This is a genomic window from Sporosarcina sp. PTS2304, assembly GCF_003351785.1.
Lineage (GTDB): Bacteria > Bacillota > Bacilli > Bacillales_A > Planococcaceae > Sporosarcina.
In genome coordinates, this window is the sequence record NZ_CP031230.1 from 257690 (window position 1) to 271796 (window position 14107).

Annotated in this window: 13 protein-coding genes; 12 read left to right on the forward strand and 1 reads right to left on the reverse strand. The window is 42.3% G+C overall.

Going from position 1 to position 14107, the window contains the following annotated elements:
- The first annotated feature begins 3 nt into the window (after nucleotides 1-3).
- From flgK to hag, 6 genes are all read left to right on the forward strand, one after another.
- Nucleotides 4-1569, forward strand: coding sequence for a flagellar hook-associated protein FlgK (flgK, locus tag DV702_RS01050; protein WP_114923040.1), 1566 nt, complete (start codon nucleotides 4-6; stop codon nucleotides 1567-1569).
- Nucleotides 1570-1585: 16 nt separating this feature from the next.
- Nucleotides 1586-2461 carry a flagellar hook-associated protein FlgL gene (flgL, locus tag DV702_RS01055; RefSeq protein WP_114923041.1) on the forward strand — a complete coding sequence of 292 codons (876 nt, stop codon included), beginning with the start codon at nucleotides 1586-1588 and terminating at the stop codon, nucleotides 2459-2461.
- A gap of 794 nt (nucleotides 2462-3255) precedes the next feature.
- Nucleotides 3256-3807 carry a DUF6470 family protein gene (locus DV702_RS01060; protein ID WP_114923042.1) on the forward strand — a complete coding sequence of 184 codons (552 nt, stop codon included), beginning with the start codon at nucleotides 3256-3258 and terminating at the stop codon, nucleotides 3805-3807.
- Between the two features lie 192 nt (nucleotides 3808-3999).
- Entirely contained in the window at nucleotides 4000-4482 is a 483-nt protein-coding gene (gene fliW / locus DV702_RS01065) for a flagellar assembly protein FliW (RefSeq protein ID WP_114923043.1), read from the forward strand.
- A gap of 4 nt (nucleotides 4483-4486) precedes the next feature.
- Nucleotides 4487-4708, forward strand: coding sequence for a carbon storage regulator CsrA (gene csrA / locus DV702_RS01070; RefSeq protein WP_114923044.1), 222 nt, complete (start codon nucleotides 4487-4489; stop codon nucleotides 4706-4708).
- A gap of 181 nt (nucleotides 4709-4889) precedes the next feature.
- The gene (gene hag / locus DV702_RS01075; RefSeq protein WP_114923045.1) at nucleotides 4890-5876 is read left to right on the forward strand and encodes a flagellin Hag; all 987 of its coding nucleotides are present in this window, start codon (nucleotides 4890-4892) and stop codon (nucleotides 5874-5876) included.
- A 419-nt stretch (nucleotides 5877-6295) separates the two neighbouring features.
- Here the strand turns inward: hag and DV702_RS01080 are convergent, their stop codons facing one another.
- Nucleotides 6296-8203, reverse strand: a complete 1908-nt coding sequence (locus DV702_RS01080; protein WP_162805683.1) for a hypothetical protein — start codon at nucleotides 8201-8203, stop codon at nucleotides 6296-6298.
- A gap of 214 nt (nucleotides 8204-8417) precedes the next feature.
- On the opposite strand from DV702_RS01080, the gene DV702_RS01085 reads away from it, so the two are divergent.
- Genes DV702_RS01085 through DV702_RS01110 form a run of 6 tightly spaced genes read left to right on the forward strand, consistent with a single transcriptional unit; the run spans nucleotide 8418 to nucleotide 14103 of the window.
- Nucleotides 8418-9020: a hypothetical protein gene (locus DV702_RS01085; RefSeq protein ID WP_114923047.1), complete on the forward strand. Its 603-nt coding sequence runs from the start codon at nucleotides 8418-8420 to the stop codon at nucleotides 9018-9020.
- A gap of 18 nt (nucleotides 9021-9038) precedes the next feature.
- Nucleotides 9039-10007 carry a UDP-N-acetylglucosamine 4,6-dehydratase (inverting) gene (pseB, locus tag DV702_RS01090; protein WP_114923048.1) on the forward strand — a complete coding sequence of 323 codons (969 nt, stop codon included), beginning with the start codon at nucleotides 9039-9041 and terminating at the stop codon, nucleotides 10005-10007.
- Nucleotides 10004-10990 carry a UDP-glucose 4-epimerase GalE gene (gene galE / locus DV702_RS01095; RefSeq protein ID WP_114923049.1) on the forward strand — a complete coding sequence of 329 codons (987 nt, stop codon included), beginning with the start codon at nucleotides 10004-10006 and terminating at the stop codon, nucleotides 10988-10990. The genes pseB and galE overlap by 4 nt, the downstream gene beginning before the upstream one ends.
- Nucleotides 10987-11934, forward strand: a complete 948-nt coding sequence (locus DV702_RS01100) for a UDP-glucuronic acid decarboxylase family protein (protein ID WP_114923050.1) — start codon at nucleotides 10987-10989, stop codon at nucleotides 11932-11934. The genes galE and DV702_RS01100 overlap by 4 nt, the downstream gene beginning before the upstream one ends.
- A gap of 4 nt (nucleotides 11935-11938) precedes the next feature.
- Nucleotides 11939-12829 (forward strand): UTP--glucose-1-phosphate uridylyltransferase GalU, encoded by an 891-nt coding sequence (galU, locus tag DV702_RS01105; RefSeq protein WP_162805684.1) that lies wholly within the window; start codon nucleotides 11939-11941, stop codon nucleotides 12827-12829.
- Nucleotides 12826-14103 (forward strand): UDP-glucose dehydrogenase family protein, encoded by a 1278-nt coding sequence (locus DV702_RS01110; RefSeq protein ID WP_114923052.1) that lies wholly within the window; start codon nucleotides 12826-12828, stop codon nucleotides 14101-14103. Before galU ends, DV702_RS01110 begins: the two co-directional genes overlap by 4 nt.
- Nucleotides 14104-14107: the final 4 nt, after the last annotated feature.

Below are 14107 nucleotides of genomic sequence, written 5' to 3' on the forward strand. Positions count from 1 at the left end.
ACTATGCGTTCGACATTTATGGGATTAGAAACGAGCAAACGCGGATTGTATACACAGCAATCCGCTCTTTATACGACAGGGCATAATATCGGAAATGCCAATACAGAAGGCTACTCGAGACAACGTGTCAACATGCAAGCGACGTCAGGCTTCCCGGGAATCGGCTTAAACGCTGGAACGACACCAGGATTTCTCGGAACCGGTGTAGAAGCGGGCTCGATCCAACGAATTCGTGACACGTTCGTTGACCATCAATACCGTAGCGAAGCGAATAAGCTAGGCTACTGGGAATCACGCACAAAAGCGATTGCACAAATGGAAGACGTCTTAGCAGAGCCTTCCGAATATGGACTGCAACAATCACTAAGCGACTTATGGCAATCCCTGCAAACACTCGCGACGAGCCCTGAAAATGGCGGAGCGCGCGCAGTAGTCGTAGAGCGTGGAGTTGCGATATCCGATTCATTTGGCTACATCCATAAATCACTATCTGAAATTAGAAACAACCATGCAGACGAAATCGAATTTACTGCGAACGACATCAATTCCATATTAGAACAGATCAGCAGCTTGAACCGTCAAATTGCGGACGTAGAACCGAACGGCTACTTGCCGAATGATTTATACGACGCGCGAGACGGTTTACTAGATAAATTGTCTAGCTATGTTCCGATTGATGTCAGTTATGAAAAGACAGGTGGACGTGCCTTAGCGATCGCGGAAGGTACGGTAACGATCAATATTAAAACAACAGGTGCCCCGATTACGGTATTGCAGAAGCTAGAATACTCTACCGTGACAGTAGACGGTACGAATGCAGACGGCAAACTACCTGATTTCATTACAGGATTTACATTTAACGGTTCACCTGCGACAAATACTGGCGATGGAAAGTTGCCGATAGACAATATGGTGAAAAGCGGAGAATTGAGATCACTTGTCGAGTCGTACGGCTATTTAGACGCTGGAACACCGAAGGGTCTATATCCTGATATGCTAGCAAAACTAGATAAAATGGCTGAGGAATTTACGACAGAGTTCAATAAAATTCATATGGGCGGATCTGCGGGAACTCCTCCATACGCAACAGATTTGGAAGGGAACCAAGGGGAAGCGTTCTTTATATCAAAAGATGGCGGTCCGATTACAGCGAGTAATATGATCGTCAACCCGACATTGGTTGAAAATCCAAACAAAGTGGCGGCTTCAACGTCAGAGCCAGGCAAACCAGCAGAAATCGGTAACGGAGAAAACGCTAAAAAATTAGCAGATGCTTTGTTTACGAAATTACCCGGTCTTGGCGGTTCAAGTGTCCAGACGTACTTTTCGCAAGCGATTGGTGAGCTTGGGGTAGCTGGACAGCAAGCAGTGAAAATGACGGAGAATACAGCTACGTTAATGCTGGCGGTCTCTAATCGTCGTGACTCGATCAGTTCGGTGTCACTCGACGAAGAAATGACTGACATGATTCGCTTCCAGCAAGCATACAACGCATCTGCCCGCATGATTACGGTAATGGACGAAGCAATCGATAAAATTGTCAATGGAATGGGACTAGTCGGTAGATAAGTAAGGAGGAATCTTCATGCGCGTAACACAATCAATGCTGTCGCAAAATATGTTGCGAAACTTATCAAGCAGCTATACAAAAATGGGAAAACTACAAGAACAACTAAATACAGGGAAAAAAGTAAATCGCCCGTCTGATGATCCAGTCGTCGTCATGAAAGGATTAGGCTACGGTATGCAAGTAGACAAAGTCGCTCAATTCCAAAAGAACTTAGGTGAAGTAAATAACTGGCTCGATAGCTCAGATGACGCGCTTGACGGTGTAGGGGGCGTCCTGCATCGTGCGCGAGAATTAGTGGCCAATGCGGCAAATACAGGAACTATGACAGGTAAAGACCGTGAAAAAATTAAAATTGAATTGGAACAACTGCAATCACAGCTCCAAGACTTGGCGAATACTAAAGTCGGTGACAAGCATATTTTTAGTGGGAAAATGACCGATCAGCCGTTATTCGATAAAGCGACGGGTTCGTATAATTCAGATGCGCCATTTAAAGAACATGTCACGATTGAAGTGTTTGACGGAGTCGATCTTCGCGTCAGCACGAACGTCTCCGATATGTTCAATAATATTAACCAGCTATTTGCCGATATTAAAAATAATACAGACGATACGTATGACTTTAGTGGAGCGCTTGAGAAAGTAGATATGTTATTTGACGATGTGTTAACGAAGCGTGCAGATATCGGGGCGCGTTCCAATCGTGCGGAGCTTATGCACAACCGTCTGGAAATGCAAGAAGGCGCGGCGAAAAAACAACGTTCTGAAAACGAAGACGTCGATTATGAAAAAACCATTACTGATTTAATCACATCGGAATCGATCCACCGTGCGACATTATCCGTCGGAGCACGTATTATCCAACCTTCACTGGTTGATTTCTTGCGATAAAATGTGAGGCTGACTTGAAGAGTCTTGCGGCTTGCGCTTCCAGACGATACGCTTTCCGGAGGGGACGCGGTGGACCGTCAAGCACTGCGAGTTACACCTGTCAAGTGCAAAGATGTGCTCCTTCTCGCTGCGCTTCACTCGCAAAAGCCGTCCTTCGCAACGGCTTTTCCTGAACCTCCTGGAGTCGATCGTCTTCCAGCTTCAGCCGAACTTAGTATGTGCAAGACAGGTTGATAACTCTTAGTAGATGGTGAAAACCAAGTAGAATTGTCTGATACAATCTGACCGTTTTTTAAGTTAGATAGCGGTGAAGTGTTTTAGCTACTATGACTGTTTCGATGAACTGAGTGGAAAAGCAATGACTCTATATATATTCAGTCAGGCAATCTAAAGCTCAACCCACACTGTCCAGAAAGCGGAACTTACCACACTCTATTTCTGGACGAACACCAACTGACTTCCCGACACAAACTCAAGGATTCTCCCGGAAGAACCGGCGACTCCTGGAGGATCAGGACGACAGGCGTAATCGCCAATGCACTACTGGCGAGTCCGCCGCGTCCCCTCAGGAAAGCGTCCGGTTCTGTAGGGAGAATCCTAACACGTACACTATTTTTCTGCACAGTACAGGAGAAGTTACTTCCCATACTCTATTTCGGGACGATCAGGACGACAGGCGTAATCGCCAACGCACTTCTGGCGAGTCCGCCGCGCACCCTCAGGAAAGCGTCCGGTTCTGTAGGGAGAATCCTAGCACGTACACTACTTTACGACACAAAAGGAGAGTGATAGACGTGAACATCCCACAGCTTCAAATTCAAACAACGCCCGCAAAAATCGGCTTGCAAGTAACGAAGCCTGTGCAAGAAATCGAGCAACCGCGAGCGTCATTATCGATTCAACAACCGGCAGCGATTCTCGATATTTCGACGACACGTCCACAACTATCACTCGACACAACCGAAAACCGTGCCGATTTAGATTTAAAAAGTGCCTTTCGACGGATAGCCGAAAACGCACAATACGGCCATCAAAAAGTGCAAGAAGGAATCGGCCGCCGTGCGCAAGAAGGCTCTCAATTGATGAAAATCGAAAATGGAGCATCGATCGCAGACATCATTAAACAATCAACGGAGCGACCGATGGCACAGCTACAAGTGAAATTCGTCGGAGACCGCACGAAAATAAAAACAGACGTTACTGCGGGATCACTCGACATTCAAGTGAAACCACAGAAACCGATCATCGATGCACAAATTAATAAACCGATCCATAACTACACGCCTGGAAAAGTAGATGTCGTGATGGAGCAGTACGGTTCGATTGATATTGATTGGAAAGTATAGAGAGCCATTAAGTTTTTTATCACACAAATAAGGGTATTGGACAAAATATGCAGAAAGAACGATATACTGTCGTTCTTTTTAATTTGCCTCAAAGCAAGCACCCACTTTTATCTTAACGCTTTGCGTGCTAATGTATAAAGATACTACTAGAAAAACATCTCTTGCGAAGCGACAAAAAAGGAGAGAATGCGTATGACAACGAACGTAAAAGAAATTGAAACAAAATTCCACGAAACGGTGGAAGTAGACTTGGCGAAAGCTTGGCATTTCCCACAAGGTCTTCCGGGATTTGAAGATGAGGAAGAATTCGTCTTGTTGCCGATCGGAGACAATCCTGGATTCCAAGTGCTTCAATCTACAAAAGAAGCAGGCGTCGCATTCGTCGTAGCCAATCCATACAAACTTGTTGACGGCTATGACTTCATAGTGAACGACGCTACAATCGACTTACTCGAAGTAAAAGACCCAGAAGAGCTAATGGTACTCGGCATCGTATTCATCAAAGAACCGTTTGAAGAGTCTACGATCAACCTGCAGGCGCCATTGCTGTTCCATACGGAAAACAGAAAAGCGAAGCAAATGATTTTAAATGACAAACGATATTTAATCAAACACCCGATGAATGCCAATAAGCTAAATGAATTGAAAGAGAAATTGTCTAACGGAAAGAAGTGATAAGATGTTAGTACTTTCACGAAAAAGCGGCGAAACGATCCAGATTGCCGACAACATAGAAATTACAGTGCTCGAAATCAAAGGCGACACGGTACGCATTGGCATCGAGGCACCGAAGACAATCGACATCGTGCGCGGTGAGCTCGTCCAGTCTGTTAAAGACACCAATGCCGAATCCGCCACATCAGACGTCAACTGGCTCTCCTCGCTAACAGACGATCGTTGACATAACTTCTTCACATTTTTAAAAAAACTAAAAAACTTTTAAAAGAATGCTAAACACTGCACATACCCGTCCGATATTAGTAGTGTAAGCGGGAGAAAGAGTTCGGCCGGCTCTCGACACCGCCACAAAAATAAGGGTCACATGGACGTGAACCCAACAAACACTCAAGGAGGAAACAATCATGATTATCAATCACAATATGGCAGCGATGAACACACATCGCCAACTAGGTTCAAACAACGCAGCAGCAGCTAACAACATCGAGAAATTGTCTTCAGGTTTGAAGATCAACCGTGCAGGAGACGATGCAGCTGGTCTAGCAATCTCTGAGAAAATGCGTGGACAGATTCGTGGTCTAGATATGGCAGCGAAAAACTCACAGGATGGTATCTCCATGATCCAAACTGCTGAGGGTGCTTTGAACGAAACACACGATATTCTACAACGTATGCGTGAGCTAGCTACACAAGCAGCGAACGATACTAACGTTAAGTCTGACCGTAGTGAAATTCAAAAAGAGCTTAACTCATTAACTTCCGAAATCAACCGTATTGCTAATACAACTGAGTTTAACACTCAGAAATTGATGGACGGTGCTGGAATGAGTGGAGGAGCAGCTGGTGGTGGAAAAGCATTCTCAGCTAACTTACAAATTGGTGCGAACACTGGACAAGCAATGAATGTTGAAATTCAAGATATGTCTGCTAAAGCACTTGGTTTGACTTCGAGTGGTGCTGGCGCTACTCACAGTGCTGGTACATCCGTAACGTCATTAACTGGTGAAGCTGCAGGAGTAGCCAATGCAAAACATACAAGTGGAGCTGCTGGTGTAACTAACGGTACTACAAATGTTGCAAATGAACACGGTTTAGATGTTTCTTCACATGCTAACGCCACTGCAGCGATCAAAGCAATCGATAATGCGATTGAAACTGTTTCTGCACAACGTTCTAGCCTAGGTGCATTCCAAAACCGTCTAGAACACACAATTAACAACTTAGGTACTTCATCTGAAAACTTGACTGCAGCTGAATCTCGTATTAGAGATGTTGATATGGCCAAGGAAATGATGGACTTTACTAAGAACAACATCTTAACTCAAGCAGCACAAGCAATGCTTTCTCAATCGAATCAGATGCCTCAAGGTGTTCTTCAACTCCTTCGGTAACTGGTTCAGGGACGCCTATTCGGTAACGGATAGGACGCATAACTGGGTGAATTGCTGGAACATCCTGAAGTCTACTTTCCTACAACGCAGCTGGAAACGGCAAACGTGAATGGTTGAAAAAAAGTAGAATTGGACAATCAGCAGCCAAGCTCCTGTGAAGAAATTCTGGAGAAGGTTCAACGACTAGGATATACCGTCTAAGGCATACGCTATGACGATGAAATCCGTAGGGCGTCAAAAGACGTTCGAAGTGCCCAGCATCCTAGGTATTTAGATACAAGGATGGAGATATAGTCTGACCCTATTAGAGACAATAGGACTAGTCGCAAGCGAATCAACAGCCTCAGGGCGTACTACAATTACTACGTTAATAGTTAATTGGAACTATAAAAGAGACTTCTTTCGAGAAGTCTCTTTTTCTATAACTTTTTTTGCTGTCGCAATTCACGTATTTTATAGACTACTGACCAATAACTTCTATTTAAAACGTCTGCAATTTGCTGGTCTGTTCTTCCAGCTCGTTTCATACATAACAGCTTTTCTACTTCATTTGGTGTGTAGGGGCGCATACGTTTCCTATCGCTAACTAATAATTGATAATCAGGATACTTCTTATGCCATTTTTCTTTTTCTAAATAAAATCGGTAATTCCAGTTAGTTTTATAACTCATAGAAGGACAAGTTATTATCGCTGGCTCGATGTCGTGAAGAAATTTTAGCGAATCCGCAGTTCTATTAGTTCGAAGATAATAGCCTTGTCCATCAGGTCGTTTAATAGTTGCAAACTCGGCAGAAGATAGTGATTTCAAATGTTCTTTTAACATTTCAAGTTCCTGATACGTAAAGTTTTGCAAATAAAGAGCTATATGTGGGGTTACATATATCTTTTTATAATTATGGTTTATTCGATTACTCAGTAGCAATGATCCGTCATCCATATAAATGGTAGCTAAGCTGTAGATATCCGTTAAATTAATAAGTTGTTCAGAAGGTAATTGTTTGATTCTATACCCTCTGTTCTTTTCTTTCCTGTAAAATTGGTTTTCAAGTATACTCCATAAATTATTTACTCTTGAGTCAATTGTATTGCCTTTAGAATTAAAATAAAAATAAGGCAGCATTTTCATGACTTTCCAAGCTCGATAATCTTGTTGTTTTATAGAAAAATGTTCATGGTAAGTGCTTCTTATTCCGTATTGTTTTGTTGGGATATGTGTTAGCATTCCATCTCCCATAATTGAACCCAACACAATATTTTGTTGCGTAGTCGAAAGGTCGTCCAATGTATGAAGCGGCCGTGGGTAAATGCTGTTATGCTGATGGAAACACTCCTGCGCAATCTCACCTAATGTCAAACCTGTTTGTGCTTGTAGACGACAAAGAGTGGCTTGGTTCTCTTCCGTCAGGCTGATTTGGTAGCGAGAGGAGTCGTTCTGTTCTTGTCGAGCGTAGTTCAGTCGCTGGAAGTTCTCGTCAGTAATCTCGACATTACCGGCGTGTTGTTCAATAATTTTATTGATTTCTGCGGTAGGTTTTGTCAATTTTATATGGTTCGGCAGGCGCAGAGTAGTCCGCTTTGCTATTGATTTTAGAGCGGTACTATTTTTGCGTTTGTAGTGAAATAATGGGTGGATCCATGGATTGACTAGTGAAAGAAAATGATTGATTTGTAATTGATCGTAAAGTAACAATCTTTTCTGTCCGTCAATTGCAAATAGTAAATTGAATTTACTGTTCAAGACATACTGCAATAGCGCGAGTTCTTCTTCACTCCATTGTTCTGTAGAGAGAATTAGCTTCTCAAGCGTGCCGTTCTTTTTTACTTTCAGATGGCCACATTCTTGGTACCACCATGCAAGTGTTTGTTCATTCATATAATGTTCTATAAAAAATAGCGGTAATTCTTTCTGCCCCGTCGGATACGAGAGATCACGCAGTTCATTTGTTAGAGGGCATAGATTTGATTTCAGGACGATTCGTTTAGTGGAATGGTCTTGTATGTCACGAACATTCTCTATGCAGAACTTAATAGACGCTAGTGTGCTCTTCAGTTGCCGGTGACAAGCAACAGCCCAGTCATACTGTGTGTAACGGTAGAGGAAACGGATAGAAGGCTGACCATCAACATCGGCATTTATGCTGCCATTGCCGAGTAACTTTGCGCACAACAAACTGTATGACGTAGAGTTTGTATCTTTTGCGATAAAAGGGGATAAAGAGTTTTGAGCTACATAGTCTTTTTGTAAACTATACTGAGCTTCTTGATCTTCGTAAAGATACAAAGATGACCTCCGACAAGCTGTATAAAAAGTAACTCGATTAGCCATAAAAACCCCTCCTAAACGGGAATATATGTTCTTATTATATGTTGTGATCATTAATAAAGCTATAAATAACTTGCTATTATGACATATGAAAAACAGCTAAAACATAAAACATTTTGTACAGCCTAATCACACTTCAAAAATTGTCCTTTCGTCCGATATAATGATTATGAATATGATACACTTTACACAACTATATGAATCGGAGGGGTTCCCCTTGAATCTAGTATTTCAGCAGCAATCAATAGAGCTTGATGATAGAGCTACGACACAAGAAATTATAGACGCCATTAATCAATTGGTAAGCGATGGCTATTACTTCAGCCATTTTCTCGCAGACGGTGAGGAAGTATTTGAGGCACCAGAACAGTACTTGAACAACCGTAGAGGAACGATTCAACGACTTGAAGTAATCGCAAAAACAGAAAAAGAATTTACAAATGACATTTTACTCTCAGTTGAAAATTATACGTCAAACGCATTGCCGCTTTTAGAAACTTTGTCAAATGAGTTCTATAATAATCCAAGTACAGAAACGTGGGAGCAGTTTGCACAATTGATGGAGAGCCTTCAATGGGTCAACGGTGTCACTGAATTGCTCCGTAGCCAAGAAGAAAAAGTAGTGAATTGGATGCAATATGAAGAAATCGCTGACAACATCCAACAAGAGCTAGTAAACTTAGAAGAAGCCGTGGGAAATGAGGATTTTGTATTGATTGGAGATATTATTCAATATGAAATTTTGCCGAGTTTTGAAGCTCTTCACGATGCGGCGAAAACAACAATTGATACAGAAGGTACTAGACCGAACATAAACTAGTGGATGGTGGAAAAGTAAATGCTGAAAAATAAAACTATACTTGTGACAGGCGGAACTGGTTCATTCGGCAAAAAATTCATTCGTCGCATATTGAAAGAAGATGTAAAAAAAGTAATTGTCTTCAGCCGAGATGAACTAAAGCAATACGAAATGAAACAAGAATTCAAAGACTCGCGTATCCGTTTTTTTATAGGAGATGTACGTGACAAAGAACGTCTACATCGTGCATTTGATGGAGTGGATATCGTCATTCACGCCGCAGCGATGAAGCACGTAGAAGCTTGTGAATACAATCCATTCGAAGCAGTGAAAACGAATATTTATGGCGCGCAAAATATTATCGAAGCAGCCATTGATCGTAATGTAGAGCAAGTCATTGCGCTTAGCACAGACAAAGCCGCAGCACCGGTCAATCTATACGGTGCAACAAAACTAGCCTCGGACAAGCTATTTGTCGCCGCAAACTCGTATGTAGGTGAAAAGCATACAAGATTTTCTGTCGTCCGTTACGGCAATGTCGTTGGCAGTCGTGGGAGTGTCATACCGTTCTTCACTAAGATGAAAGAAACCGGTACACTGCCCGTCACAGATGAACGGATGACACGCTTTTGGATCACGCTCGATCAAGGGGTTCAATTTGTATTGGATAGTTTAACACGTATGCATGGAGGCGAAATCTTCGTCCCGAAAATTCCAAGCATGAATATACTCGATTTAGCAAAAGCGGTTGGTCCAGAATGTGAAATTGAAATCGTTGGCATCCGGCCAGGAGAAAAATTGCATGAAGTTATGGTCACGCAGGACGACGCACGTCATACGATAGAATTTGACGACTATTATGTCATTACGCCTGAATTTGCTTGGTGGGGAGACCAACTAAAAGGTGAGCCGAGAATAACGGAGCCATTTGAATATTCGAGTGAAACGAATGAACAGTGGTTATCAGTGGAAGAGTTGCGAAAAGTGGTGGAGGAGTTTCAAGTATGATTGCGGTAATTGGCGGAGCGGGCTATATAGGTTCTCATACGGTGAAATATTTACTAGAGCAGTCGCAAGAAGTAGTCGTGTTCGATAATTTAAGCGAAGGACATAAAGAAACTATTCCATCAGGCATCCCTTTTTTACAAGGTGATGTCGGTTCTACTGCAGATGTACATACCCTTTTTACAAAGTATCCTACTATCCATACCGTGATTCACTTTGCAGCACATGCGTATGTAGGAGAATCTGTGAAAAATCCAGCAAAATATTATCAAAATAATGTAGTAAATACGATGAACCTATTACACGTGATGCGAGAATTTGATGTGAAACGTATCGTCTTTTCATCTACTTGTGCAACGTATGGAATACCACACTACATTCCAATAGATGAAGTCCATCCACAACAACCGATCAATCCATACGGACGTACGAAGTGGATAGTAGAGCAAATTTTAGAAGACTATCGTCGCGCTTACGGTATTCACTACATCGCTTTACGCTACTTTAACGCAGCAGGCGCATCGCTTGATACATCTATTGGCGAATTGCACGATCCGGAAACACACTTAATTCCACTCGTATTGGATGTGGCATTAGGGAAAAGTGAGTCGATTACGGTATTTGGGGACGACTATGACACACCGGACGGAACGTGTATCCGTGACTATATTCATGTTACGGACTTAGCGCAAGCTCATGCATTAGCGGTAGAGCAACTTCAACATCAAAAAAGTGACGTGTATAACTTAGGGAATGGAAATGGTTACTCAGTGCTTGAAGTGATTCGCACTGCTAAAGAAGTAACAGGCAAAGAGATCCCTATGAAAATGGCAGAACGACGTGTAGGAGACCCAGCGATATTAGTAGGATCCGCTGACAAAGCAAAAAAACAACTACACTGGAAGCCACAACATACAGACTTACATGCCATTATAAATTCTGCATGGAACTGGCATAATAAAATGAATCGAGGGACGTCTTCATGAAACAAATTATCGTCACAGGTGGAGCTGGTTTTATCGGCTCTCATCTAATCGATCAATTACTCGCGCAAGGACATTACGTAATTTGTATCGATAACTTCCAAACTGGTTCGCGTAGAAATATAGCACACCATATGCAAAATCAAAGATTCAAACTAATTGAGCAAGATATTATACATCCTTTACCTACATTTGATCATGTCGATGAAATTTATAACTTAGCTTGTGCAGCTAGTCCAGTTCACTATCAGGCAGATCCTATTCATACATTCAAAACAAATGTCATAGGAGCATTACATGTATTAGAATTGGCTACACGTCATCATGCGAAAGTGTTACAAGCCTCTACTTCAGAAGTATATGGTGATCCACTCGTTCATCCACAACCTGAAAGTTATTTGGGACATGTGAATCCTATAGGTATTCGTAGTTGTTATGATGAAGGAAAACGAGGGGCAGAAACACTATTCTTCGATTATGCTAGACAATACGATACGAAAATTAAAGTGATACGAATTTTTAATACATATGGACCACGCATGGATCCGAAAGACGGAAGAGTTGTCAGTAACTTTATCATGCAGGCATTACAACATGAACCGATTACGATATACGGGGACGGCAAGCAATCTCGTTCGTTCTGTTATGTCGATGATTTAGTAGATGGAATCATGAAAATGATGTACTCAGCTGATGACGTACAAGGTCCAGTGAATTTAGGGAATCCTTATGAATTTACGATGCTCGAATTAGCAGAACAAGTACTATCGAAAACAGCAAGTGAATCAGCATTACAATTTCAACCGCTTCCATCTGATGATCCTAAACAACGCCAACCAGTGATTGAAAAGGCAAACGAAGTATTACACTGGCAACCAACGATTCAGTTAGATCAAGGATTAGAACGAACGATAAAGTATTTCAAAACTACTTGTGAAAAGGTGTGAAAATGTGCGAAAAGTTACGAAAGCTGTTATACCAGCAGCAGGACTAGGCACACGCTTCCTACCTGCTACAAAAGCGCAACCGAAAGAAATGTTACCGATTGTAGACAAACCAGCGATTCAATACATAGTCGAAGAAGCGGTCGCGTCAGGAATTGAAGACATTATCATTATTAGTGGTCGAAACAAGCGTTCCATTGAAGATCATTTTGACAAATCAGTTGAACTGGAAACGAGCTTACAAGCGAAAGAAAAATACGATGTACTAAAAGAAATTGAAGCGATTTCTTCCCTTGCAAATATCCACTACATCCGTCAAAAGGAAGCGAAAGGATTAGGTGATGCGATTTATTGCGCAAAAAGTTTTATAGGAAATGAACCTTTTGCCGTACTGTTAGGTGACATTGTCTTGCAATCAGAACAACCTGTATTGGCTCAGCTACTCGACGTCTATGAGCAACAGCCAGTGTCTGTTATTGGAGTGCAAGACGTACCTAAGACAGAGGTAGTCCATTACGGCATTATAGATCCTTTGACGATTGACAGTGATTCAGGAATTATTGAAGTGAACAAGTTCGTTGAAAAACCGACAGTGGAAGAAGCACCGTCCACATTAGCTATTATGGGGAGATATATTTTGACACCGGCTATTTTTGACATACTGAAAGAGACAACTCCTGGTGCTGGCGGAGAAATTCAATTAACAGATGCAATTGAAAAACTTAAAGAAACAGAGCGTATTGTTGCGTGTGATGTGAAAGGAATCGTTCATGACGTAGGAAGCAAGCTAGGCTTCGTCAAAGCGACGATTGATTTTGCGTTAGAACGCCCAGAACTCCGTGACGATGTTTTTGCTTATATTCAATTATTAGCAAAGAAAGAAGAGGGAACGAGATGAAAGTAGCAGTGATCGGCACTGGATATGTAGGGCTTGTCACAGGTACAGTATTGGCAGAAATCGGCCATTGCGTGACATGTATTGATCTAGACGAAGCAAAAATTAGACAACTTCAGTCAGGTGAACCAACGATCTACGAGCCTGGACTAGAAGAACTTCTTGTGAAAAATATTGCACGAAACAACTTACACTTCACTACTAATCATGCCGAAGCTTTCCAACATGCAGACGTTATATTGTTAGCAGTCGGCACACCACAAGGGACGAATGGCGAAGCAGATTTATCGTATATTCAAGCAGCAGCTCAGACGATTGCGACTACAGTTACGAAAGATGTTGTCGTGATGATCAAAAGCACAGTCCCGCCTGGAACGAATGACCAAGTAGAGCAACTCATTCGCCAGCAACTAATCCAAGATGTAAAAGTAGATGTTGTATCGAACCCAGAGTTTTTACGTGAAGGTCATGCCGTAGAAGATGCATTTCACGGAGATCGGATTGTCATAGGCAGTGAGTGTGCAAAAGCAGGAGAAGTTGTTGCTACGCTATACGCTGGCCTACAAATGCCTGTTCTTCATACGAACCGTCGCAGTGCAGAAATGATTAAGTATGCCGCCAATGCTTTCCTAGCCGTGAAAATTAGCTATATCAATGAAATCGCTAACCTTTGCGACGCGATTGGAGCTGATGTTAGCGATGTGGCAGACGGTATGGGGATGGATAAGCGCATAGGACGAGCATTTCTCAATGCAGGAATTGGTTATGGTGGATCTTGTTTCCCGAAAGATACAGAAGCGATTGCTCATTTAGCAAAAGAACGACAAACTCCATTAACAATTGTTGAATCGGCAATACATAGTAATCAAAAACAACGCCAACGATTCATCGATAAAATAGAGCGCTACTTTCACGGACAAGTAGCGAATAAAAAAATTGCCATACTCGGATTGGCTTTTAAGCCGAACACGGACGATTTACGTGAAGCGCCATCACTTGAAATCATTGACGCACTAGAGAAGAAAGGCGCGCTCATCAGCATTTATGACCCGATTATTACACACCCAAAAAGCGCTCTAAGTATCATCGAATGTGTGACCGAAGCAGACGCTGTCGTACTCGTAACAGAGTGGCAAGAGTTCATAGAGTCGGACTGGACAGCTATAGGGGCGAGCGTAGCGAATCGAGTACTATTTGACGGTCGAAATGCATTGCCTGCAAATAAGCTACAACAAGCAGGCTGGACATACATAGGGATCGGAAAAGAAAGGAAGTAGGAAT

What these genes read in the sequence shown, in the direction of transcription:
- flgL (WP_114923041.1), top strand. Translation starts at nt 1,586, where the DNA reads ATGCGCGTAACACAATCAATGCTGTCGCAAAATATGTTGCGAAACTTA.
- DV702_RS01110 (WP_114923052.1), top strand. Translation starts at nt 12,826, where the DNA reads ATGAAAGTAGCAGTGATCGGCACTGGATATGTAGGGCTTGTCACAGGT.
- fliW (WP_114923043.1), top strand. Translation starts at nt 4,000, where the DNA reads ATGACAACGAACGTAAAAGAAATTGAAACAAAATTCCACGAAACGGTG.
- galE (WP_114923049.1), top strand. Translation starts at nt 10,004, where the DNA reads ATGATTGCGGTAATTGGCGGAGCGGGCTATATAGGTTCTCATACGGTG.
- DV702_RS01100 (WP_114923050.1), top strand. Translation starts at nt 10,987, where the DNA reads ATGAAACAAATTATCGTCACAGGTGGAGCTGGTTTTATCGGCTCTCAT.
- DV702_RS01080 (WP_162805683.1), bottom strand. Translation starts at nt 8,203, where the DNA reads ATGGCTAATCGAGTTACTTTTTATACAGCTTGTCGGAGGTCATCTTTG.
- hag (WP_114923045.1), top strand. Translation starts at nt 4,890, where the DNA reads ATGATTATCAATCACAATATGGCAGCGATGAACACACATCGCCAACTA.
- pseB (WP_114923048.1), top strand. Translation starts at nt 9,039, where the DNA reads ATGCTGAAAAATAAAACTATACTTGTGACAGGCGGAACTGGTTCATTC.
- csrA (WP_114923044.1), top strand. Translation starts at nt 4,487, where the DNA reads ATGTTAGTACTTTCACGAAAAAGCGGCGAAACGATCCAGATTGCCGAC.
- flgK (WP_114923040.1), top strand. Translation starts at nt 4, where the DNA reads ATGCGTTCGACATTTATGGGATTAGAAACGAGCAAACGCGGATTGTAT.